This window comes from Cohnella rhizosphaerae (assembly GCF_029525575.1).
GTDB lineage: Bacteria > Bacillota > Bacilli > Paenibacillales > Paenibacillaceae > Cohnella > Cohnella rhizosphaerae.
Genome location: NZ_JAPDIA010000008.1, coordinates 1884216 through 1906935 on the forward strand (window position 1 = coordinate 1884216; position 22720 = coordinate 1906935).

A 22720-nucleotide genomic window follows, 5' to 3' on the forward strand; every position below is an offset into this window, starting at 1 on the left:
ATTAACGGTTCGCTTTAAACGCCCGGTACTCCTTCGGCGTGATGCCGGTGTACGACTTGAACACCGATACGAAATATTTGTACTCCTTGTAGCCGACGCGCTCCGCGATCTCGAACACCTTGTCGTGCGTCGTGGCCAGCAAATGCTTGGCATGGTCGATTCGAAACGCATTCAAGTATTCCTTGAAGCTTTTGCCCGTGCTTTGTTTGAACAGCAAGCTGAAATAGCCCGGCGTAATTTTCAGCCAGCCCGCAACCTCCGAAGCTTTCAGATCCCGGTCATAATTTTCCGTCATGTACTGCTTCGCTTTTTCGATAATCCAATGCGACTTGTCGAGGCCGTTCAGATCGATCAAACGAATCATTTGCCGCATCTCTTCCACGGCGATCGCTTCGATGGCCGCGTACGCGTTGTTCGCATGAAGGTCGATCGGCGAATGACGGCCATGCTCCAGATCCGTCAGACCGCTCTGGCGCAGCCGTTGACGCAGCAGGGCAAGCAATTCGTCATAGATCTGCACCGCTTCCGGCAGCAATCTTCGCTCGGCGGCCAGCGATGCGAACATCTCGTGGACGAGCGCCGCGACTCCGGCCGCGTCCTGCTTGAACAAGAACGAGACCAGCCTGTCCAGGATGGCCTTGCAGTCGTAATCCGATTTGGGTCGATCCTTCGATAATAAAAAGCGGTCTTGCGGCAGCAGCGCCGCCATGTCGGTCAGATCGTGCCATTGCAGCAGCTCCCCGGCTTCGGCGCTCGCGGAAGCCGTCTGCTCCAGTATCGAGAAGAAAGCGCTGGCCGCGCAATAAAGCCGCCCCGCTCCGGTCCATGCCTGCATCGTCTCTTCCAGCAGCCGTCTCAACGGCTCCTCATCCTGAAGACGATCCGACATCGCTAACGTACAGAGAACGTTCCGATGATCGAATACGGACACGCTGCGAATATCGCGAGCCATCAATTCTCCCTCGATCAACGCCAGCCATTGCCTCTGAATGTCGCGATATTCGTCTTCCGGCATACCGGAATAAAGCACGGCAAAATCGGACAATTGACTGACGATCAGGCGGAAGCATTCGCCATTTATCGATTGCGGCGGCGCAGTCGGCTCGGAGGAAGGGGACGACCGCAGCGCGGCTGACAACCAAAGCGCTTCCTCGTCCCCGTTCGAGGACGGCTCCGCCTCTTCCAGCTCGTCTATGATCCCCTTTACCACCTGCACCAGCTCGTCGACGTCGACGGGCTTGAGCAAGTAGTCCGTGACGCCAAGCCGCATCGCTTGCCTGGCATATTCGAAATGTTCGTACCCGCTGATCATCACGACGCGGATGCGAGGGAACTCCTGCTTCAGCCGTTCCGCCAGCTGCAAGCCGTCCATCTCTTCCATCCGAATGTCCGTCAGCACGATGTCCGCGCCATGCTCGCGCGTCAACTGCAAAGCTTCTTCTCCATCGTAAGCGACGCCGACGACTTCGACGCCCAGCGATTCCCAGTCGATCGTGAGCCGCAGTCCTTCGCAGATGACCGGTTCGTCGTCGACGATCAGCATTTTCGCTTTATGTCCGGTTGTTGCCGCCATCTTCGATCTCACCGCCATCCGCCCTGTCGGGAATTTTCAATCGGATCAGAGTACCGTCCGGCGTACTGGATACGATCTCCAGCCCATAGCCTTCGCCGAAATAGATCGAGAGCCGCTCCTGGATGTTGCTTAACGCGCCGGCGCTTCTCTCATCCGTGCGCCCTCTTCGGAGCGCGTGCCGAATCGCTTCCAGCTTGCCGGGTTCGATGCCGCGTCCGTTGTCCTGAACGTCCAACCAAATTTCTTTGGACACGGCATAACACTTGACGGTAATCCGGTTGACGGCACGGCCCCGATTCCGTCCGTGCTTCAGGAAGTTCTCGACCAATGGCTGAATCGTCGTTTTCAACATCGGCGCCGCGGCGATGGAAGCATCCATAAAGAGCGAATACCGGAAGGTTTGTCCAAGCCGGCGCTCCTGCAAATACAAGTACGATTGGACGAATTCCAATTCCTGTTGAACGGTCGTGACGTAGTTGCCGTTGCTTGGCGCCAGACGGAAAAACTTGGACAGCATCTCGATCAGCTGGCTCGTTTTTCCCGCTTTTTCCAGCCTGGCGGTCCAACGGATCATATCCAGCGTATTATATAAAAAATGGGGATCCATTTGATTTTGCAGCAGTCTGAGCTCGGATTCCCGCTCCCGCAGCTCGAGCTTGTACTTATGCTCGATAAGCTCCTGAATCGTAAGCACCATCTCGTTGAATTTGCGGTTCAGCTCGGATATTTCGTCATTCGACCCGATCGGCACCCGTGCCGTAAAATCGCCCAGCTTGACGCGATTCGCTTCGTTTTTGAGCCGCAGAATCGGCCTGATGATCGTATACTGGAATCCGGCAAGCGCGCTGATGCCCAGGAGCAGTATGGCAGCAAGAATGACCGCCATCACATTGCGAACGGTCGCCGTTTCCCGATTGACGATCGATTCGGGAATCATCGCGATAATGTTCCATCCCGTATTTTCCATCGGCCGGTAAAAAGCCATATAGCTCCGGTTATCGGCCTTATATTTCATATAACGGGCGTCCCCGTTGGCGAACGCCTCCATCACGTCGTTCGGATCGAAGCTCGCGGGCTCCGAATCGTCGGATCGCAGCACCTGTTCGCCTTCCGCGCCGATGACGAACACTTGGCCCGAATTTTTGTACAGCCCCTTCTCCAGCAGCCCGATGATGCTGGCTTCATCCAGGCGAATGACGAGATTGGCTTGGGGCCGCGTGATTTGAGCGAAGGCATTGAGCTTGCGTACCAGCGATACGACACGGAATTCACCGTCCCATCCGCTCCGAACGGCATAGCCGTCCGTCCAGACGATGCCGCCTTTCCGGAATGCGGCCTGCTTCAGCCATTTTCCCTCATCGGCAATGACAGGCTCCCCCCATATCGATATTATGGCCGTTGAACCCTTCGATGCTAAAGGAGCGAATATATTTCTTCGAGAACAGGTGGAATGTCAGCATGCCTTCGATCGCCCGCTTCAGGTTCTCGGAACGTTCGTTGCTCAGCTCCGGCCACGGCCGCAAATATTCGTTCAGGTCCGGACTAAGAATCATGTAATCGGCGATATCCTCGACGGTGGATGTCTGTTCTTCCAATTGACTGACCACGCTGTCAAGGTTGCGAATCGTCGTATCCTTGAACTGCTTCCTCAAGATTTGGTTAAACTGAAGCTGGACGATCACGCCCACCCCCAAGGTCGGAAGGATGACCAGGAGCAGGAAAATAATGACCGCTTTTCGTTTAAGTCCAAAGCTTCGAGCGCTTCGGGCATACCTTCTCATCGCACCCTCCCCGGTTTGTCCGGACGCCTGATCGTTAGCCTTTAACCGCCCCGGCTGTCATGCCTGTCACCAACTGCTTCTGGAGCAGCAAATAAAAAAACGATGATCGGCACGAGCGCAATCGCAAGCGCGGACATCTGGAGCGTCATGCTCGCCGTCTCGACGCCGACGAAGTTGGCCAAGCCGAGCGGCAGCGTCTTGAGCGCTTCCGAACTGATCAGCACCAATGCGAATAAATATTCGTTCCAGTTATAGATGAAGTTCAATATGACGACGGTCGCCATGGCCGGCCTCGCAATAGGCAGTATAATCGACCAGAAGATCCGGTATACGCCGGCGCCGTCCATGACGCCGGATTCCTCCAGATCCTTCGGCAAGCCTTGCATGAACCCTTCGAGGATAAAGATCGTCAACGATAGATGGAATGCCGTATAAGGCAGTATAAGCGACCAGTACGTATCCAGCAAACCGATATTTTTCATGATCAGGAAGATCGGGATCAGCGTGGCGTGAATCGGCACCAGCATGCCCAGCAGAAAGATCGCGAACGTGGATTTGCGAAACCGAAATTTGAACCGGGCCAAAAAAAAACGCCGTCAGCGAGCCGAGCAGCACCGTGATGAGCAGCGAACCGAACGTAATGATCAGACTGTTCATGAAATAGGTGTCCATGTTCGCGATATCCCAGGCTTTGGAATAGTTCTCGAAATGCAGCTTCGTCGGCAAGGAGAACGGGCTCGCCGCGTATTCCGGTTCCGTCTTGAACGAATCGACGATCATATAGAAGAGGGGGGACGATATTGAATAACGCAAATGCGCTTAGAAAAACATACGTCAGCACCCGAAGCCCTTTCGAATTGTCGCTCAATGCGATTCCCCCCTTTCATGATATCTCTTTTTCTCGTCCCAGACGGTTAACTACGCTCACGACGATCAGGCTGAACAGCAGGATCAGCATCGATGCCGCGCTGCCGTATCCGAATTGCCTGCTGACGAAGGCATGGTTGTACATGTAGATGGTCATCACTTCCGTCATATGGGCGGGACCGCCTCCCGTCAGGATTTGCACGAGATCGAATACCCGAAAGGAATTGCTGATGCTGTAAACGACTGCGACGAGCAGCGTCGAGCGAATCATCGGGATCGTAATGCGGAACACCCGCCTGAGCCCGGTCGCGCCGTCCAGCTCCGCCGCCTCGTTGACCTCGCCCGGAATGTTCTGGAGCGCGGCCAGCAGAATGACCATATAAAGCCCGCAATTTTGCCAAATATAAGCGAGGCTGACGGAATACATCGAGATCGAAGTGTCGCCGAGCCAATTGCGCTGCCAGCTGTCGAGGCCGAAAAACCCGAGCATCGCGTTGAGAAATCCGTATTCCGAATTATAAATCATCCCCCCAGATCAAAGAGACCATCACGGAGGAGATAACGACAGGCATGAAGCCGACCGTTCTGAAAAAGGTGGAGCCCTTCAAATTTCGGTTCAGCAGCAGCGCCAGCAGCAAGCCCAGCGGAATCTGGCCGATTAAGCCCGTCACCATGATGATGACATTATTTTTCACGGACAGCCAAAAAACGGAGTCGTTGAAAATGCGGACATAATTGTCGAAGCCGACAGCCGATTTGGCCGAGATGCCGTCCCAGTTGAAAAACGAGTAATATAGCGATACGAAGATCGGGATGATGGCAATGCATAAATAGATGAGCAGTGCGGGAAGCATGCCGAAGAAGATGGCGGCTCTCGTTCCCTTTAACGTATTCATTTTCTCGCCTCCGTTTCTTCGCGGCAGCGGCGTTTTCGTTTGAACGGAGAAAACCCGCTGCACGGGTTTTCTCCATCGCTCTTTAAGTTGAAACGCCGGTCCGGACAGCCGGCCGTTTTACTTGAGGTTATCGAGCGCGGCCTGCGTTTTTTTTGGCGACGTCTGCCGGCGTGCCCTGCTTGATGGTCAGCGCTTGAAGGCCGTTCTCGAATTCCTTGGAAGGCTGGGTCGGGATGACCGAGTCGAACACTCTGGTCGAACCGTTGCTGGTCAACTTCATCAGTTCCTCCAGGAAAGGATTGATCTCGCCATCGCCCGCCACGTTCTTCTTCGTCGGTACCATGATGCCTGCCTTGGACAGGTCCTTGTACAGATCCTCGCTCACGAAATACTTCATAAACTCGAGCGCCGCGTCCTGCTTCTCCTTGCTCAGGCCACTCTTGATCGCGATGCCGAACTGCGGCACGCCGGCCGCCTTCTTGGCATCGCCCTTGCCGCCCGGCACGCTCGGGAACAACGCGATGCCGAATTTGCTGCCATTCGGGTTATCGATGCGGATTCTGGTATTCACGGTCGCCGACGTAATGTGCATGGCCGCTTTTTCTTGGATGAAATAATCCTGTGCCTGCACCGAATCCATGTTGTTGGCGTCCGAGTTGAAGGCTCCGAGCTTGGTCAATTCGTCAATGACAGCCACCGCTTTGACGAAGTCTTCGTCGGTAAACTTCGCTTTGCCGTCCACGACGTTCTGCAGGAAGTCGTCGCCTGCGAAGCGCTGCGTCAACGTAGACATATACGAGGATTGAAGCGGCCATTGCTCTTTGTTGCCGAGGGAGATCGGCGTGATTTTCGCCGCCTTCAATTTTTTGATCGCGTCGATCCACTCCTCGTACGTAGCCGGGAACGTGTCATAGCCGACTTTGGAGAACATTTCCTTATTGTAATAGATGATATCGACGAAGTTTTGCTTGGTCGGCACGGCATACTGGTTGCCGTTCTTGTTGAAGCCGGCCAGTGCGTCTTCCTGTACGAGCTGATTCCAGTTGTCCATCTGATCGTTCAGGGGCAGCAGCAGATCGCCGCTCACCAGCGGGTCGAGGTCCGCGCCGGGCCATACGACGTCGACGTCGGCCAGATTGTTGCCCGCGGCGAGCGTGAACAGCTTCGTCTTGTATTGCGCCGCAGCCACGCCGTCCTGATTGATCTTGATATTCGGATGCTCCGATTCGAACGCGGCGATGCGCGCTTTGTATACATCATTATCCGCATTCGGCGAGGTCCATGGATGCATCATGGTCAACGTTACGGTTCCTTTGCCTCCGCCGTCGCTCGACGAAGCGCCTTCCCCGTTATTCGCGTCGTTCGAATTGCCGCAGGCGGCCGTTGCCAAAGCCAGCGTCGTTGCCACGGAGAGCAGTGCGATTCCCTTGATGCCGTTTCTCTTTTTCATTGGCGAACCCTCTTTTCTGCATTTTTGTAGCGTATTTTATAACATACAATGTTCGTTTTCATACCATTCTATGTTATAGATTTAGTATAAAGCGTTATCATAAAGTCCTGAATCCCACAAACTTACGATAACATCCGATTTTTTTAAACTAACCTTGATCATTTTCGTTCAGCACATAGTCGACAAGCTCGTCCAGCGGAACGGTAGCGAGCGCAATGGCCGTATCCGTAACGCCGTAGTAGATATACAGGAGACCGTCCTTCACCACGTTGCCCGTCGGGAAGATGACATTCGGGATCTGGTAGCCGAATTTCTCGTAGTAGGTTTCCGGTTCCATAATAAAATGATTCGTCCTGGCAATGATCTTCTCGGGATTGTCGAGGTCCAGCAGCAACGCGCCGACTCGATAGACGGTATCGTAGTCCACGCCATGGTACAGGACCAGCCAGCCTTTATCCGTCCGCACCGGGGGGCGTGGAGCCGCCGATCTTCTTCTGCTCCCATGCTTCCGGTCCTGCCGTGGCCAGCAGCTTCGGCGCTTCCCAATGGATCAAATCATCCGAGTAGCTGATCCACATCGCCGCCTGCTTCGTCCCGTAAGCCTCGCCTACGTATTCTTCGGGCCTGCGCAGCAGCGCGAACTTGCCGTTAATCTTCTCGGGGAACAGAATATTGTCGCGGTCGTTAATCTCCAACGGCGTCGTATCGCACAAGTAATCCCAATGGATTAAATCTTTGGAGGTCAATATGCCCGAGCGGGTCCGCCAATGCACGTCCTCATCGCCCCAGCCGTCCGGGTATTGAGGGATGGCGCGTTCCGGTATGCCGGTGCCCGTCGGATAATAATTCATCGCGCAAGGACGCAGCGCATAATTCAAGTAAAACGTATCGTCGATCTTGACGATGCGCGGATCCTGCACGCTGCCGTAAGGAAAGCCGAGCATGTCCGGCGTCACGACCGGCTCGTCCACCACATGCTTGAAGTGAACGCCGTCCTCGCTTTCCAGCAGGCCCAGGAAGTTTTTGCAGGGCGTCAAGGATCCTGCCGTACGTTCGATCATATAAAATTTTCCATTGTCGATGATGACGGCGGGATTGAATACGGTTGCTTTTCTCCACTCGAACAATCCGGGAACGACGATCGGATTCTCGGGATGTCTGGTAATGTTAAGCATGACTACCTCCTGGTATGACGGATGATTGGCCTGGATGGATCGCAATTCGTTATCATTATAGCGCTGCAGGCTTGGACAAAATATCCGACAGGCTTCAGAAAACGTCCGATAAATGCGAATGATTGCGTTTTTCCGGGCAGCAAGTCAGCTCCCCATCTAAATGCATGGCCTCCGAACCCTTGCAAAGCGCATACGAGTAAAACCGTCAGGGAAGATCGCAGCTCTTCCTGACGGTCCTTGCATCAAGCGCGTGCACGATCGACGGACAGCCCGCGCCCGCCTGAACGCACAACCAACCGCGCCAACGCCTCCACAGCCGCCCGTGCTCGCGGCCTATAGCCAATCGCTGTTGAAACGGCCGCGGAGCGGGTTTCTTGGGTTGCTACTGAAGCAAACTAAAATTGGGCAGCAACCAACACCGAATTTGATGGCTTCCAATTGGTCAAAAAAAAAGCCATGGATTCGCATCCATGGCTCAGCAAGCTCTGAATTACAGCGTTACTTCTCTCCCGAGCGCGGCGGAACGATAGAGGGCGTCCATGACTTCGGACGTGGTCATGACCTGATCGATATTCGCACGGCCCTTGATGCCCGAAGCTGCGGAGCGCAGGAAATCGTCGATCTCCGAGGCGAACTTGTCCGTCTTGGCGAACGACGGGCTCGTCTCCAGCAGCATGCCGTCCTTGGCGCCGTATACTTTGAAGTCGCCGCTGCCGTAGTCGAGCTTGACGCCGGCCTTGTCGCCCAGAAACTCCACGAACATCGCGGATTCCCCCGATATTTTGCGCCCATGCCCCATTGAGGCTGATCGTCGGACCTGTCGTGCGAACCAAGCCGGTAACAAAATCTTCTACGTCGTACGTGCCGTTATAATTCGGCGGACCGGCCCACATATTCACATACGCGTAGGCCTTCATGTCCTTTGCCAGCTCGCCGTAAATTTCGCCGGATACGGTTCGGGCGCCAGGCTGTCCCAGACTGTAGAAGATGAGATCGAGGAAGTGGACGCCCCAGTCGATCAAGACGCCGCCGCCCGACTTCGACTTCGTCGTGAACGGGCCGCCCAGTCCCGGAATCGAGCGATGCGAGCGGAAGGAGCAGTAGACGTGATAAACGCGTCCGAGCTCGCCGCCTTCGATCATGTCCTTGATCCGGTTGACCCCGGCAGCGTAGCGGTTGACGACGCCGATGTTCAATATGCGGCCGTTGCGATTCGCCGCCGCTTGCATCTCGCGGACTTGCTCCATGTTCAGCGCGGCCGGCTTCTCGCAGAGCACATGCTTGCCGGCGTTCAGGCAATCGATGGCGATCGGCGCATGCGTGTCGTTCGGCGTGCAGATCGATACGGCTTCGATCTCGTCGTCTTCCAGGATCGCCCTGTAATCCGCGGATGTATGGGGCACGTTGAATTCGGCCGCAAGCGATCGGGCGCGCTCCTCCAACGGATCGACGAGCATCTTGATAGCGGCCTTGTCGTTATCGTGATAATGCTGAATATGCTGGGTTCTGGCGATCATGCCGCAGCCGATGACGGCTACTTTCATTTTGCTCACTCGTGCATCCCTCCGGATCGATTGGCATGAAGCCAGCATACCACGTCTAAGGCTGCGCGGATTTAGCCGGATTCGCCATTCTGTTGGACCTGATTTGCGCTTGTCGCGATGGACTGGTATTCGGTAGGAGAGATGCCGAAGTGCTGGCGGAACGCCTTGCTGAACGAATGAATCGATTGATAGCGGAGCTGGTCCGCGATCTGAGTGACCGTCAGCCGGCCTTCGCGCAGCAGCTTGACGGCTTGCTCGAATCGCTTGCGATTGTAATACTCCTGAATCGTAAGCCCCACTTCTTTGGAAAATTGATGCGACAAATAGGAGTAGCTGTAGTGCAGCTCCTCCGCCATCGCGCCGAGCTCCGTGATCCGAAGCCAATTGTCTTCAATGTACTTGATCACGTCGTGGACCGGCTTCGTCATGTCCTTGCCCTGCAGCATGGGCGAATACGCCGTCTCCCCGCTGTCGTGGAAGCTGCGGTAGGCCAGTACGACGAGCTGCTGCAAATACGAGCCGATCATGAAGGAGGAATAGCTCTTCAGGTTGACCAGCTCCTTGAAGATGCCGGCGAACGGAGCTTCGATGCCCAGCAGGTTCGCAACGACGGGCTGCGGCGTCCGATCGAACATTTTCCGGATCGGCTCCAGGGTCGACGGTTCGCCTTTCTCGCCTTCCTCGCCTGCCTCGCCTTCCGCAAAATCGAACCCGACATAATAATACCGGAACGGTTCGTCATCGTCCGCCCGGCAGGCGTGTTTTTCCCCGGGACGTTAAGCACGATGTCGCCTTCCTTTACCGCATGCGACGCGCCGCCGGCCTTGAACCATCCCCGGCCGGAGACGATATAGCTGAGCTCGTAGCAGAATTGCTCGTGTTCGTTAACGACGTACCCGCCTTGACAGCTTAGGTCACCAACCTGGAAGAGACGAATCGATCCGAACCGCTGCGGATTCTCGAAATAAATATGGTCGAAATGAAAGTCTTTTCGATTGTTTTTCTGTTCATACGTCACTTCTTGATCCATCGTATCCCCTCTCGGCCCGGCGCTCCTTTTTTCAAGGGTTCCATTAGCGAGTGCTTGCTATATTACTAATCACCTTAAGCGCACGTTTGCCAGGAGTCAAGAGCACCCCGATCATGCAAAAAAGCCCCTGAACCGTCGCAGAGACGCATTCAAGGGCTTCGCTTTTCCTCGTGCCTCTACTTCACAAATTTGACGGCCGTTCCATAGGAGCAAATGCTGACGGTCGCATCTTTAACAAACTTGGCCGTATAGCGAACGCCAATAATTCCGTCCGCTCCCAGCTCTTGGGCCTCTTTAACCATTCTTTCCGTAGCCGCATCGAATGCAGCATCCTTCATATCTGTGTACGACTTGATCTCCCCGCCCTTTATCTCTTTTAGCGAGGCCATAATATCTTTTTCAATATGCTTTGAACTAACAATAACGCCTCTTACCAGTCCGACGATTTCCACATTTTTACCGGGGATGTTATCGATTGTAGCAACCAACATGATCATCATTCTCCTATATGTTCAGAACGAGGCCGTTTGCCGGGCAGCCGTCCGCTGACGACGGGACTTGCGGAAGAACAGCAGCTCGTAGATGCAAGGCACGATCACTAGCGTGAGAAGCGTGGCGACGATAAGGCCGCCGATGACGACGATGGCGAGACTTTGCGAGACGATGCTTCCGCTTTCCGACACGCCGAACACGAGCGGCAGCATGGCGCATACGGTCGCAATCGCAGTCATCAGAATGGGGCGCATCCGGGTGCCGACCGCTTCCAGCAGCGCTTCGCGGATCGTCATCCTTTCTTCGTTCTGCTTCACGCGGTCGATCAGCACGATCGCGTTCGTGACGACGATGCCGATAAGCATGACGACGCCGAAGATCGCGGTGAAGTCAGGCGTCACGCCGGTGACGATCAGGCCTAGCACCGCTCCGATCGGCACGAACAAGATCGAAGCGAGAATGGCGATCGGCGCTCGCAGCGTCTTAAACGTGAAGACCATGATCAGGTACACGATGCCGATGGAGATGAGCATCATTCCGAACAGGCTGGTGAAGTCGGAAGATTGGTCGGCGGAAGCCCCGCCTACGTAAATATTGACGCCTTCCGGCGGCTTCACGTCTTTCATCTCCAGCGATATTTTGCCGCCGACGACGGACAGTTTGCTCGGATCGACCGTCGCCGTAACGCGAATATAGCTCTTCCCGTCTTTATGGTAGAATTCAGTCGGCTTCTCTTCCTTGACCCACTTCGCTACGCTGGATACCGGCTTCGAACCGGCGTCGGTCAGGACGGTAAGGCCATCCAGATCGCGCTCGGACTTCGGAGCAAGCACCGGCTGGACGGAGACGTGCAGCGAGCGGCCTTCCGTCTGTACCTCGCCGATCTGCACCGGATTGAGCATCCCTTGCAGCTGGGAGGCGATGTCACCGGCATTGGCTTCGGTCGGATTCACTTGCAGCGTATACACCGTCTTCTTCTCTTCCTGGTTCGTTTCGACTTTGAGCACATCCGGAATCGGCTTGATCTTGGCGACGATCTCGTCAGCCGTCTTCGTCAGCAGGCCGGGATCGTCTCCGGATACGTCAACGAACACGCTCGTGCCTCCCGCGCCTCCGAAGCCGGCATTCAGCTCCGCTCCAGGGTAGTTCGGGCGCTCCGCCTTGACGGCCTCGACGATCTCGTCGGCGGCGCCGCCTTTCTTCACCTGCAGCAAATAAGATACGAGGGTCGGCGATTGGACGCTTCCGTACTTGGCGGCGTCGGCGCTGTTGCCCAGGCTCATGTTGACCCACTCCTGGCCTTCCTGCTTCATCAGGAACGCTTCGAGCTTTTTACCGTTTTCGAACACTTGATCCGTCGGGGTATCCGGCTTATATTCGAGCGTCACGTTAAGATTCGTGGCGTCGGAAGTATCGATTGCGCCCTTCGGCATCGTGAAGTAGACGCCAACGGAGCCGATCAGCAGCACGAACGCGAGGAGGATCGGTACCCACTTGTGCCGTAAATTCCAGTGCAGGAACGCCGCAAATCGTTTGGATGGCAGATGCTCCTTGATCGACGCCTTGCGAAGAACGCTGGCGCTCAAGAGCGGAATGACGGTCAGCGCGACGATCAGCGACGACAGCAGCGAATAGGCGACGGTCAAGGCGAACGGCAGCAGAAACGATTGAAGCGAACCGCGCAAGAGCCCCATGGGCAGGAACACGGCGACCGTCGTTAACGTCGAAGCGGTGATCGCCCTCGACACTTCCTTGGTGGCGTCGATGACGACCGATACAGAGAACGACTCTTTCTGCAAGCGGCGGAAAATGTTCTCGATAACGACGATGCTGTCGTCCACGAGACGTCCGACCGCGACGGCGACGCCGCCCAACGTCAAAATATTGAGCGTGATGTTCGACAAATCGAGCAAATATAGCGTCATGGCCAGCGACAACGGGATCGAGACGATCGTGACGAGCGTCGCCCGGACGTTGCGCATGAACAGAAGGATGACGATCGCGGCGAACAAGGCGCCCATGAGCACTTCTTGCATCATGCTGTTGACGGAATGGACGACCTGCTCGGACGTGCTTATCATCAGCTTCAGCTCGACATCCCGGTTATCCTCGTTCATCTGCTTGATGATCTTCTCCACGCCTTTGCCCACGCTTACCGCGTTGGAGCTGGCCGCTTTGGATACGGTGATCATCAGCGAGTCCTTGCCGTTAAGACGATTGATGCTTTCCTGGTCGTTCAGCAGTTTGACGTTCGCCACGTCGCCCAGGGCGACTCCGTTTGCGACCGGCAGCTTCTTCAGCGACTCGATGCCTTGAAGGCCGGAGGCGACATTCAGGTTGACGACTGCCCCGTCCAGCGACAGCTGGCCGACGGAAGACGAGGCGTTGCGGCCTTGCAGCACGGCGTAAAGAGACTGAAGCGGTATTCCTTTGGCCGCCAGCTTCTCCGTGTTCGGAAACACGCCGACGAAGGGCAGCGACTTGCCGGACAGTTGAATCTCGCCGGCTCCGTCGATCGAACGGAAGGCGTCGATCGCCTGCTGTTCCAGCTTTTCCTTCCGCGCCTCGCTTGTCCCATCTGCAAACGTGAGCGAGACGAACGAGATCGGAATCATGGACGTGTCGAACTGTACCACGAACGGAGGCGACATGCGCTCCGGCAACTGCACGGCATTCACCGCTTGCTCGACATCCGCTTTGGCTTGCTTCATGTTTGTCTCGGTATCGAAGACCAGGTTAATCTGGGAGAAGCCGTCTCCCGAAGTCGAGAACGTATCGGCCTTGCCCTTGATTGCCGACAATGCTTGCTCCAGCGAGTTCGTCACCTGCCGCTCCATCGTGGCGGCGTCATACCCCGGCCCGATTACGCTAACCGTTACCTGCGGGCTGTCCGACTCCGGCATAAGTTCCATGGGAAGCTTGAAGTAGCTAAAGATTCCGATGCCGAGCACCATCACCACAACAATCGAGATCGCCGCTTTGTTGCGGAATACGCCTTCTAAAAATCTTTTCAACTGATTCTTTCTCCTTCCGATTCCTATCGATAGGTGTCTATTGCTCGATTCCTATCCTACCAACCTCATTGAAACGAAACCTAAACGAATCGTTTAACAACAGATGAACGATTCCCCGCGTCGTTTAGGTTCTGTTAAAGTGAATGTGCTACCATGGACAAGGGTGAAAACGATGACAAATGTATCCGATATTCGTATCGCCATCGTCGACGACGAGCCTTCGATTGTCACGATGCTGCGAATGGTGCTGCGCAGAGAAGGGTTTCATCAGCTGTATTCGGCTTCCACATTCGCGGGAGCGCTCGACCTGGCGGCGAAAGTGTCCCCCGATATCGTTCTTCTGGACATTATGCTCCCGGACGGCAGCGGCCTGGAGCTCTGCTCCAAACTTCGCGAATACGGGAATCCGCATATTTTGTTTTTGACCGCTAAAGCTTCCGATCTCGATGTCCTCCGGGGCTTCGCGATGGGAGGAGACGATTATATTACGAAGCCCTTCAATCCCCTGGAGGTGGCCGCCAGAATTCAGGCGCGCATTCGCCGTCTGGAGCCTGAAGTTCCCGCTTCCGGTTCGGGAAAGCGGCTCGAACCGGGGATTTATCGGTTCAGCCGCTTCACCGTCAACGAGGCAGAAGGCGAGTTGATCGTGGAGGGACAGCCGGTTCCTTGCCCTGCGCAGGAATTCCAGCTGCTGCTGCACTTCTGCAAGTTTCCCGGGGTCGTATTTTCCAAGACGCAGCTCTACGACAAGGTATGGGGGGATCAACGGACAGGGCGATGACTCGACGGTCATGGTGCATATCCGGCGCATTCGGGAGCGGATCGAGACCGATCCCGGCAATCCGAAGCAGTTGCTCACCGTACGGGGGGCTTGGTTACAAGCTGGCGAAGGAGACGCAGGAGCGATGAGGATGCAGCATCGTATGGCTTTCCATTTCACGTATCAATTGATCTTCTACGCCCTGCTGATCGTGACCATTTCTTTGGTTGCTTTTATCCTGTTCTTCCAGAACATGTCCAATAAAGAGCTTCGTCGGAATTTTCCGGTTGGCGCCCTGCAGTTGATCGCGCAAGAAGCCCAATTCAAGGATGGGACCATTGAGATCTCCCCCAAATGGAACAAATTAATCGAACAGAACGGAATGTGGCTGCAGGTAGTCGGTGCCGGAGGCGAAGTGATTTACGCCGTCAATACAACTTCGTCCCCTGATTTGCCGACTTCCTACGCCACCGCACAATTGCTCGATATTCAAGAGACACGGGCGTTTGGGACGTATGCCGTACACACCGAACTCAATTTTACTTTCAAAGAACCGCTTCTCTACATGCTGGGCTACCGTAGTTCCGAACTTAACCAGCTCCATGCCTGGTTCGATGCCTACGGACAACATGGAACCGTGCGGAGCGATGCAATTCCTGTCTTGGACCGGATTCTGAACGCCAACGGCAGCTATTTGCAAATCATCGACGCTGGGAGTCATACCCTGCAAGCCATCGGCGATAAAGCATTCGCGCAGAAAGCCTATCGTCCGCTGGATATCCTGGCCATCGCGCAATCCCCCAGCAACTACGATACGAAAATTGTCGCCCACAAGGACAATCCGAGCGGTATGACCTGGATTCTCTATACCCCCAATCCCTCTGGCGGTCCGCTAAAGCATCCGGTGCTGGGGACGACAACCCGTGAACTTGTCTGGTTTGCCGCACTGATCCTGCTCTTGGCTTTGTCCATCTCCGTCTGGCACGGCTACCGTTACGGTCAGCCGCTTATTCTGTTCGCAGGCTGGTTCGAACGTATGGATCGAGGACAGTACGACCAGGTACTGACCGCCAAGGATTTGCCTAAAGTATTTCGCCGCAGTGGCAAGCTGCGAATCCGTTACAGGCTCTATAAGGAGGTCATTGAATCCTTCTATCGGATGACTCATCAATTGGCTCAAGCGGAGAAGGAACGGATCAGGCTGGAGAAGGCGCAAACGGAGTGGATGTCGGGGATCTCCCACGATCTGCGCACGCCTCTGGCCACGATTCAAGGTTATGGGTATATGCTCGAGAGCTTGCCCACACAATGGAGCCACGAAGAGATGCGGATCATGGGCGCGACGATCCGCGAGAAGGGGGGATTATATGCTCGAGCTGATCTCCGACTTTTCTTTGATTCATCGGCTCAAACAAGGAAAATCGATCATGGAGCCCCGGGAGATGGATTTGGACGAACTCGTGCGTCGCTCCGTACTAAAGTATGTCAACGACGCCACGATGTCCGAATATCAATTTCGCTACGTTGGGAACGAGCATCCCATCCTGGTAAAGGCAGATGAGACTTGGCTGCAGCGGCTGATGGACAACTTGCTGTCCAACGCCGTCAAGCATAACCCTCCGGGCGTGGTCATCACCATATCGATCGGCAAAAAAAAACCATATGGCATGCATAAAAGTAATCGATAACGGCAAAGGAATGGACGAGGAGACGCTGCATCATCTGTTCAACCGCTACTATCGGGGGGACGAATACGGAAGAATCGACGGAAGGCTCCGGACTCGGGATGAGCATTGCCAAAACCATCGTAGAAGCGCACGGCGGCGAAATTCAGGTGCATTCCAAGGTGTGGCAAGGCACGGAAATCGAGATTCTGTTGCCCTGCTGACAGTAGAGTGGCGCGCACAGACGCCGGCACAGCTCGCATCTGTTTTCGTTCTTATGGCGTGATATTATACGGCCTTAAAAACTTCAATAAATCGTTATTCAGATGCACGATTTCGTTGTTTGCATTTCCAGCATAATCCGGCAACCTCATATCCCTCACCATTTTAGTCCGCAGCCAAATCATAAAGAAAAAATCCAAAATCAAATCCGGAATTTTAAGCACAATTTTAAATGTAGCCGGATTAATAGCAACGCCGGCTTTTTGTAATGCCCTTAAATACGATTTTAAAGTGACGGTAATTTTGTGTGCCGTTTTTCTGGTTTTAACTGTTTTATCGTCAAGATGTAAAACGCTAAGCAAGGCAATGTCCGATACCGAATGTGTGATTAGATACGATTTCATATCCTTATTCATTGCGCAGGCAAGCTTTGCTGTTTCAAATATTTTTACGAGCTTTTCTACACGTTCTGTCACTAAACCGTTAATTTCTCCGAACGTAGTAGCCATTAGCGCCTTTGGAGGAATTCGAGCATACAGTATTCCTTCTTTGATCTGTCCGCCAACTCCGGGAAAAGCCGGTAAAAGTCTATCTCCGACGATATCCAGCCACGAAGAAAATCCAATTGAGTTGCTAATCATGGTAACTATATTTTTGCTTTGATTGTCTTTGAGCGCTAACAACGCCGATTCGGATCGATCATAACGAACGGCAACCAAAATAAAATCATATACATCGTCATTTTCAAGCGTATCAATGACATTTACTTTTACAGATTTAACCGCACCTTTTTCATGATATTGCAAGCCATTATCTTTCAATGCTTGATATCGATTGGAACGCGCAAACATCGTAACGTCCAGCCCTGCTTCCATAAATTTCATTGCGTATATGCTCCCTATAACGCCTGCGCCAAAAATTAAAATTCGATTTTGTTTTACTGACATCAAATTCACCCCAATTTTAAAAACGTTTTCTTTTTTATTATCAAACAACATGTTGTATGATGTTATGATAAATCTTCAATATGCCTTTATCAAACATCAGATTTTTATTATTTGTCGGATGATATTTCTCCACGAGGGCTAACATTTATGCTCATCTTGACTACAGTGCAAAGATTTCTTCGGCACAGGTCATGAGCGACACCTTGCAAATCTCCTAAATCTCCAATATGCAAAAAAGCCCCCGAATCGTCTCAAGGACGAATTCAGGGGCTCATTCATGTTAAAGTGGTGCGGTCGAGAGGACTCGAACCTCCACGGGGGGGTTAGCCCACTGGAACCTGAATCCAGCGCGTCTGCCAATTCCGCCACGACCGCGTATTCATCTTGTTCAATTGCTCTCGCAAGACGATAAATCAGATTATATAGATTCCTCAGCGAAATGTAAAGCTTTTTTTTTCGGTAACCATTCCTCCGGCTGCGTCGTCTTATACGGGTAACCCAAATCAACGGCGTGGCAAGCTTAAGCGGCCGGCTGCAAGAGGAGATGCACCATGCGATTAAAAACGCGATTTGCCGCTTTGTCGATCGTTCTGGTCATGGCGACCGCCGCGTTCAGCGTAAGCTTCGTGCTAGCTTACCATAGCCGGTTCCCTGTTTTGCAGCGCCTCTTTTACAGCGCTTCTGCAGGCGGCGGCGCGGACGGGCCGGCGGGCGCCCCCGCCCCGTCTTTATCCGGCCTTAAGACGGGCGCGGACGAGCCGAACGGGCACTACTATCGCGATCGCGTGCTCGTGCTTATGTACCATGACGTCACCGCGAAGCCTACGGACGTCCGTTCGCTGTCCGCGGCGAACTTCGAACGCCAGCTTCGGCTGATGAAGGACAACAATTTCCACTGGATCTCCATGCGCCAATACCGGGACTTCATCCTTCACGGCCGGCACGTGCCTGAAAACGCGGTTCTGCTGACGTTCGACGACGGCTACGAATCCTTCTATAAGTATGCCTATCCGCTGCTCGAGAAATATCGAGCGCCGGCCGCCAGCTTCCTGATCGTAGACACGATCGGCAATTCGCGGATGCCCGGCGTGGAGAAGCTCAATTGGGACCAGGTCAAAGAAATGCACGGCAAGGGCATCGACTTCTTCAACCATACGTACGATTCTCATTATTATGGTCCGACGGACGCGCACGGCAAGCATCCGGAGCCTGCGCTCTCAAGCCGGCTGTATCTGAAAGACAAGGGACGCAGGGAGACGGAAAAGGAATACGAAGCCCGCGTGGACGCAGATCTGCGGCAGGCCAATGCCGTGCTGAAAAGGGAGCTCGGCGAAGACAATCACGTGCTCGCCTTTCCTTACGGCGCCTTCTCGGAGCCGCTGCTGCGGATCTGCAAACGCAACGGCATCGACGTGACGCTGACCGTCAAGAGCGGCTTGAACAAGCCGGGACAGACGAACGGCTTCCGGTTAAACGCGGGCGGCATGAGCAACAACCCCGAGCTGCAGCTCGCGCTCATGAAGCAGGCGAAGCAGCGGCTCGGCCATGCGCACTTCGACCGCGCGCCGGCGTACAAGCGCGTCGCCATCGGATCCTTGGCCGCAGCAGCCGCCTCCTTCGCGGCGTGGCTTTACGTCGGCATCGCGCTGCTCCGGCATCGCGAAACGACGTCCTCCCCTCCTCGCCAACCCGCTTCGCCCTGATCGACTCGGCGCGCCCCTCGCCATTTTCGCCCTTTATGGTCCGCGAACGTTTACCGGCCTTCGCTGGGGGGGATAATGGAAAATTATCGCGAGGGGCGTGACTCATGAAACTGCTTGCCTTCCTGAAGTCGAGACAAGCCACAGATTCGGATCTGTTTGTGCACCACCTCTTCCTGGCCGAGGAACCGGTTCTATTGGCCGGTTACACCTCTCTCATCGATCTGCCGCAGACGATCGTTATGCTCAGGCAGCTTGCCCTGAATGCCGCCGACGCCGGCAAACCGTTGTTCGCTCCCGACAGCGGCGTCGGAACGCCATTGTCCGAACCAAGCGAGCAAGAAATACTCGAAGCGCTCTCCGCGGGAGACGCGCTCCTTTGTTCCGATTCGGGCGATCGATGCAGCAGGCTTCTTTCCGTAAGTCGGGCACTAACCCGCGCTTTGGAAGCGCCGACCACGGAAAACGTGCTTCGAGGCGCGATCAGCGCATTTAACGAAGACCTCGATACGAATATCGGACTCGTCAAAAAAGCATCTGTCTTCGGATATGCTGCGCGTACGATCGTACTCGCTCGGCCAGCGCCAACGCAGAAAGACCGTCCTTTTATACGCGGAAGGGAAAATTCACGCGCAGCTCCTGCAATCGATCATGGAAAAAATCGAGAAGCTTCCCGACACGGATATCCCCGATCTGCAAGCGTTGTCCGTTCTTTTGGGCTTTTCAAAATGGGCGCTGATCACCCGATTCAACACGTCCGAGCTGCCGCAGGAAGCCGCCTTCGCGCTGGAACAGGGCAAAGCGGTCATCCTCCTGGACCGGTTTCCGTTCGCCCTCGTGCTGCCAAGTTTGCTGTCCGATTTGTTCGTCTCGCAAAACGATCGCAATTTCCCTGTGATATTTATGTTTACATTTCGAATTTTGCGCGTGATCGGCGTATTGGTCAACGTGCTGCTGCCTGGCTTGTACGTCGCGCTGGTATCGGTGAATCCCGAGGTACTGCGGATCGAGATCGCGCTGTCGATCGCCGGCAGCCGCGAAGGCGTGCCGTATCCGGCCCTGGTCGAGACGCTGCTGCTGCTGTTGATCCTTGAATTGACGCTCGAATCCGCGATTCGAATGCCCACGACGATCGGACCGACCGTCACGATGGTCGGCGGCATCATTCTCGGACAAGCGGTCGTCCAGGCGAAGCTCGTCAGCAACGTGCTCATCATTATTTTGGCCGCTTCGACGATCGCGAACTTTACGGTCATCGGATTTCAGAACGCAACCGCGCTTCGCCTCTGCAAATATTTACTGCTCGTACTGTCGGCGATGTTCGGGGTGCTCGGATTATTTTTAGGCATCGTCGTCATTTGCGCTTATTTCGGGCACGTCAGCACGTTCGGCGTTCCTTACTTATCGCGCTGGAAGGCGGGGCGCAAATATGGATAAAAGCCGGCAAACGATCGTGATGTTTTGGATCACCCACATCGGCCTGATCTTTTTTCTGTACCCGGCCGACATCATCGACAGCCTTTCCGTCGGTCACTGGTGCGCCGTGCTGTTGGGTTTTTCCATTCACATCGCACTTGTGGCCGTGTATACGAAAGGGTTAAGCTACTGCGCGCCGCAAAATGTGATCGACCTCTTTCAAAGCGTCGGCCGCGTCTTCGCCTTTGCGATGCTGCTTCCGCTGACGCTTTACTTGTTCCTGCTCATGATCATCACCGTTCGCGCCTACGCCGAGATCGTAACCGTCGTCTTTTTGGGCAATACCCCGCTCTGGACGATCATGCTGCTTTTTCTCGCGGTAAGCGCCTTTATTTGCCTGTTGGGCATTGAATCTCTTTTCAGAACGGGCATGCTGGTCATGCTTTTGTTTTTCCCGTTTCTCATTCTGGTCGTCGTCCTGTCCTTTCAAAACGCGGACTGGCATTACATGCTTCCGTTGATGGATCGCGATACCGCTACGTTTGCGTATGTGCTTCGCCGTCCGTTTTTGAAAAGCATGTTCGCGTTCATCGGCGGCTTTTTGTTTTTGGGTTTTATCCCGTCCCGCATCTCCTTCCAAGGCCGCAAAATCGTCTTGTCCAGCCTGGGATTGATCCCGTTTTTTCTCGTTTCGGTATATGTGCCGCTGCTGACCTTCGGCGAAAACACGGCGTCCAAGTTTCCTTTCCCCTATATTGCGGCGGTGGATACGGTCGATGTCAGCTGGCTCATGTTCGACCGCGTCACGATGTTTTTCATGATCAGCATGCTGTGCTTCGTCATCTTGTTTTTGTCGCTCGCGATGTGGATGGCCTTGCTTCTGCTCAAACGCGGCATTCCCGCTTTGAACGATCCGTCGGCAAGCTTGCTGTTGATCGCGATCGTCTATAGCGTCTGCTTGCTCGTGCCGAACTGGAGCGCCGTCGAGCGATTGATGTGGTGGAACACGTTCCCGCGCTATTACGCGGCGTTCGTCATTCCCCTGGTCGTCTATGCGCTCGGCATGCGGCACCGTCGAAAGGAGCCCGTCCGGGCATGATAAGAAGCTTGCGCAATCCGATCTTCCTCGCCGTCCTGCTCGCCGGTACGATGACGCTTAGCGGATGCTGGGATATCAAGGATATCAATCACCGGTCGTTGCCGGTCGTCATGGGGGTTAAACGGGCCGGGGGGGACTTATAAGGTGCTGCTGGTCGTTCCGAATCCCAATCCCGGACAGACGAACGTCAATATCATCACCCAATCGGGAATCACGATCAACGAAATTTTGGACAAGATCGACAGAAACATGGAAAAAAAAGTTGACTTGCTCCATTTGAAGGTCATCATCTTCGAACGGTCCGTCGCCGAGAAAGGTTTGAGCCAAAGCATCGAGAGCTTCATGCGAGCGAGGGACATCTCCGACAAGACGTTCGCCGCGATCAGCGACGGCCCGCTGGAACCGCTGTTCGACAAGCTGCAGTCGGCCTCCGAGAGCAGCGGCACGGAAACTTACGATTATTTCGAAAAAAACGCGGGCTGGTCGCCTGAAGTCGTGCAAACCCGGATCTGGGAAGTATTCAGAAGCATGAACTCGTTTACGCGGGACGACGTGATCCCGATCGTCAAGCCCGGCCTTTCGACGACCATCGAGAGCGCCGGCTCTGCTGTGATCAGAAACGGCAAAATGGTCGGCGTCATCGATTCGGAAGAGTCGCTGCTCTACAATCTGTTCAAAGGCGCGGGAACGCAAGGCAAGATCGAGGTGATGGATCACGCGACGGTTAAAATCGTAGCGGATCGGCTGAACCGAAGCAGCGCGATGCAGAAAGGCCGAGCGATCATGAAAGGCAAGCTGCGTTTGAAGGTGACCGTGCTCGAGACCGTCGGCTCCCCCACCGAGGCGCAAATCAAGTCGGAAATCGATGAGCAGCTATCGGCGCATTTTGAAGCGATGCTCGAGGCCGCCCAAGCCAAAGAGGCCGACATTTTGGGCCTGGGGCAGTATTTTCGCGACAAGCTCTCCAGGGACGACTTGCGGCAATGGAGAACGAAATATTACCCCTTCATGAAATTCGAGTTCAAGGTCCATGTCATTATCCAGGACGAAGGACTGTTGAAGACGAATAACTGAAGACGACGGCGCGCCC

At 54.6% G+C, this 22720-nt stretch carries 20 protein-coding genes, 1 tRNA gene and 3 pseudogenes; 9 read left to right on the forward strand and 15 right to left on the reverse strand.

Annotation, left to right across the window (positions count from 1 at the left end; all coding sequences use genetic code 11):
* Position 1 precedes the first annotated feature (1 nt).
* From OMP40_RS32510 to OMP40_RS32565, 13 genes and pseudogenes are all read right to left on the reverse strand, one after another.
* The gene (locus tag OMP40_RS32510; protein ID WP_277537470.1) at positions 2 to 1573 is read right to left on the reverse strand and encodes a response regulator; all 1572 of its coding nucleotides are present in this window, start codon (positions 1571 to 1573) and stop codon (positions 2 to 4) included.
* On the reverse strand, positions 1551 to 2702 hold the full coding sequence (locus tag OMP40_RS32515) for a histidine kinase (protein WP_277537472.1): 1152 nt from the start codon (positions 2700 to 2702) through the stop codon (positions 1551 to 1553). Before OMP40_RS32515 ends, OMP40_RS32510 begins: the two co-directional genes overlap by 23 nt.
* Positions 2703 to 2928: 226 nt before the next feature.
* Positions 2929 to 3354, reverse strand: coding sequence for a hypothetical protein (locus tag OMP40_RS32520; RefSeq protein ID WP_277537474.1), 426 nt, complete (start codon positions 3352 to 3354; stop codon positions 2929 to 2931).
* Positions 3355 to 3395: 41 nt separating this feature from the next.
* Positions 3396 to 3938 (reverse strand): carbohydrate ABC transporter permease, encoded by a 543-nt coding sequence (locus tag OMP40_RS32525; RefSeq protein WP_277537476.1) that lies wholly within the window; start codon positions 3936 to 3938, stop codon positions 3396 to 3398.
* A 299-nt stretch (positions 3939 to 4237) separates the two neighbouring features.
* Positions 4238 to 4747, reverse strand: a complete 510-nt coding sequence (locus tag OMP40_RS32530; protein WP_277537478.1) for a carbohydrate ABC transporter permease — start codon at positions 4745 to 4747, stop codon at positions 4238 to 4240.
* A complete protein-coding gene (locus tag OMP40_RS32535) occupies positions 4737 to 5117 on the reverse strand; it encodes a carbohydrate ABC transporter permease (protein WP_277537480.1) in 381 nt (126 codons plus the stop codon). The genes OMP40_RS32530 and OMP40_RS32535 overlap by 11 nt, the downstream gene beginning before the upstream one ends.
* Positions 5118 to 5244: 127 nt before the next feature.
* On the reverse strand, positions 5245 to 6567 hold the full coding sequence (locus OMP40_RS32540; protein ID WP_277537481.1) for an extracellular solute-binding protein: 1323 nt from the start codon (positions 6565 to 6567) through the stop codon (positions 5245 to 5247).
* A 148-nt stretch (positions 6568 to 6715) separates the two neighbouring features.
* Positions 6716 to 7742: pseudogene (locus OMP40_RS32545) on the reverse strand (glycoside hydrolase family 130 protein).
* Between the two features lie 395 nt (positions 7743 to 8137).
* Positions 8138 to 9286, reverse strand: a complete 1149-nt coding sequence (locus tag OMP40_RS32550) for a Gfo/Idh/MocA family protein (RefSeq protein ID WP_338131349.1) — start codon at positions 9284 to 9286, stop codon at positions 8138 to 8140.
* A 71-nt stretch (positions 9287 to 9357) separates the two neighbouring features.
* Complete coding sequence (locus OMP40_RS32555) at positions 9358 to 9921, reverse strand: helix-turn-helix transcriptional regulator (RefSeq protein ID WP_277537483.1); 564 nt, start codon at positions 9919 to 9921, stop codon at positions 9358 to 9360.
* The gene (locus tag OMP40_RS42615; protein WP_420872065.1) at positions 9831 to 10316 is read right to left on the reverse strand and encodes a cupin domain-containing protein; all 486 of its coding nucleotides are present in this window, start codon (positions 10314 to 10316) and stop codon (positions 9831 to 9833) included. The genes OMP40_RS32555 and OMP40_RS42615 overlap by 91 nt, the downstream gene beginning before the upstream one ends.
* A gap of 176 nt (positions 10317 to 10492) precedes the next feature.
* The gene (locus tag OMP40_RS32560; RefSeq protein WP_277537485.1) at positions 10493 to 10816 is read right to left on the reverse strand and encodes a YbjQ family protein; all 324 of its coding nucleotides are present in this window, start codon (positions 10814 to 10816) and stop codon (positions 10493 to 10495) included.
* A 12-nt stretch (positions 10817 to 10828) separates the two neighbouring features.
* Positions 10829 to 13822 carry an efflux RND transporter permease subunit gene (locus tag OMP40_RS32565; protein WP_277537487.1) on the reverse strand — a complete coding sequence of 998 codons (2994 nt, stop codon included), beginning with the start codon at positions 13820 to 13822 and terminating at the stop codon, positions 10829 to 10831.
* 172 nt (positions 13823 to 13994) lie between these two features.
* Here OMP40_RS32565 and OMP40_RS32570 point away from each other — a divergent pair.
* From OMP40_RS32570 to OMP40_RS32580, 3 genes and pseudogenes are all read left to right on the forward strand, one after another.
* Positions 13995 to 14731 (forward strand): annotated as a pseudogene (locus OMP40_RS32570) (response regulator transcription factor).
* 233 nt (positions 14732 to 14964) lie between these two features.
* Entirely contained in the window at positions 14965 to 16143 is a 1179-nt protein-coding gene (locus OMP40_RS32575) for a histidine kinase dimerization/phospho-acceptor domain-containing protein (RefSeq protein ID WP_420872100.1), read from the forward strand.
* 177 nt (positions 16144 to 16320) lie between these two features.
* A complete protein-coding gene (locus OMP40_RS32580; RefSeq protein ID WP_277538179.1) occupies positions 16321 to 16470 on the forward strand; it encodes an ATP-binding protein in 150 nt (49 codons plus the stop codon).
* Positions 16471 to 16521: 51 nt separating this feature from the next.
* On the opposite strand, the gene OMP40_RS32585 is transcribed toward OMP40_RS32580, so the two are convergent.
* Entirely contained in the window at positions 16522 to 17466 is a 945-nt protein-coding gene (locus OMP40_RS32585; RefSeq protein ID WP_338131299.1) for a ketopantoate reductase family protein, read from the reverse strand.
* 235 nt (positions 17467 to 17701) lie between these two features.
* A tRNA-Leu gene (locus OMP40_RS32590) sits at positions 17702 to 17790 on the reverse strand.
* A 176-nt stretch (positions 17791 to 17966) separates the two neighbouring features.
* Here OMP40_RS32590 and OMP40_RS32595 point away from each other — a divergent pair.
* The 6 genes and pseudogenes from OMP40_RS32595 to OMP40_RS32615 all read left to right on the forward strand — a co-directional run bounded on the left by OMP40_RS32595 (position 17967) and on the right by OMP40_RS32615 (position 22704).
* Complete coding sequence (locus OMP40_RS32595; protein ID WP_277537493.1) at positions 17967 to 19118, forward strand: polysaccharide deacetylase family protein; 1152 nt, start codon at positions 17967 to 17969, stop codon at positions 19116 to 19118.
* 239 nt (positions 19119 to 19357) lie between these two features.
* A pseudogene (locus OMP40_RS42620) lies at positions 19358 to 19630 on the forward strand (spore germination protein); the annotation flags it as partial.
* A gap of 22 nt (positions 19631 to 19652) precedes the next feature.
* Positions 19653 to 20552 carry a spore germination protein gene (locus tag OMP40_RS32600; RefSeq protein ID WP_277538183.1) on the forward strand — a complete coding sequence of 300 codons (900 nt, stop codon included), beginning with the start codon at positions 19653 to 19655 and terminating at the stop codon, positions 20550 to 20552.
* A complete protein-coding gene (locus OMP40_RS32605) occupies positions 20545 to 21630 on the forward strand; it encodes a GerAB/ArcD/ProY family transporter (protein WP_277537495.1) in 1086 nt (361 codons plus the stop codon). The genes OMP40_RS32600 and OMP40_RS32605 overlap by 8 nt, the downstream gene beginning before the upstream one ends.
* On the forward strand, positions 21627 to 21773 hold the full coding sequence (locus tag OMP40_RS32610) for a hypothetical protein (RefSeq protein ID WP_277537497.1): 147 nt from the start codon (positions 21627 to 21629) through the stop codon (positions 21771 to 21773). Before OMP40_RS32605 ends, OMP40_RS32610 begins: the two co-directional genes overlap by 4 nt.
* 1 nt (position 21774) lies before the next feature.
* Entirely contained in the window at positions 21775 to 22704 is a 930-nt protein-coding gene (locus OMP40_RS32615) for a Ger(x)C family spore germination protein (protein ID WP_277537499.1), read from the forward strand.
* Positions 22705 to 22720: the final 16 nt, after the last annotated feature.

Bases quoted from the DNA above. Each gene is read 5' to 3' on its own strand.
- OMP40_RS32510 (WP_277537470.1), bottom strand. From the start codon at position 1,573: ATGGCGGCAACAACCGGACATAAAGCGAAAATGCTGATCGTCGACGAC.
- OMP40_RS32520 (WP_277537474.1), bottom strand. From the start codon at position 3,354: ATGAGAAGGTATGCCCGAAGCGCTCGAAGCTTTGGACTTAAACGAAAA.
- OMP40_RS32530 (WP_277537478.1), bottom strand. From the start codon at position 4,747: ATGATTTATAATTCGGAATACGGATTTCTCAACGCGATGCTCGGGTTT.
- OMP40_RS32535 (WP_277537480.1), bottom strand. From the start codon at position 5,117: ATGAATACGTTAAAGGGAACGAGAGCCGCCATCTTCTTCGGCATGCTT.
- OMP40_RS32540 (WP_277537481.1), bottom strand. From the start codon at position 6,567: ATGAAAAAGAGAAACGGCATCAAGGGAATCGCACTGCTCTCCGTGGCA.
- OMP40_RS32550 (WP_338131349.1), bottom strand. From the start codon at position 9,286: ATGAAAGTAGCCGTCATCGGCTGCGGCATGATCGCCAGAACCCAGCAT.
- OMP40_RS32555 (WP_277537483.1), bottom strand. From the start codon at position 9,921: ATGTTCGATCGGACGCCGCAGCCCGTCGTTGCGAACCTGCTGGGCATC.
- OMP40_RS42615 (WP_420872065.1), bottom strand. From the start codon at position 10,316: ATGGATCAAGAAGTGACGTATGAACAGAAAAACAATCGAAAAGACTTT.
- OMP40_RS32560 (WP_277537485.1), bottom strand. From the start codon at position 10,816: ATGATGATCATGTTGGTTGCTACAATCGATAACATCCCCGGTAAAAAT.
- OMP40_RS32575 (WP_420872100.1), top strand. From the start codon at position 14,965: ATGTGGCTGCAGGTAGTCGGTGCCGGAGGCGAAGTGATTTACGCCGTC.
- OMP40_RS32585 (WP_338131299.1), bottom strand. From the start codon at position 17,466: ATGTTGTTTGATAATAAAAAAGAAAACGTTTTTAAAATTGGGGTGAAT.
- OMP40_RS32595 (WP_277537493.1), top strand. From the start codon at position 17,967: ATGCGATTAAAAACGCGATTTGCCGCTTTGTCGATCGTTCTGGTCATG.
- OMP40_RS32605 (WP_277537495.1), top strand. From the start codon at position 20,545: ATGGATAAAAGCCGGCAAACGATCGTGATGTTTTGGATCACCCACATC.
- OMP40_RS32610 (WP_277537497.1), top strand. From the start codon at position 21,627: ATGATAAGAAGCTTGCGCAATCCGATCTTCCTCGCCGTCCTGCTCGCC.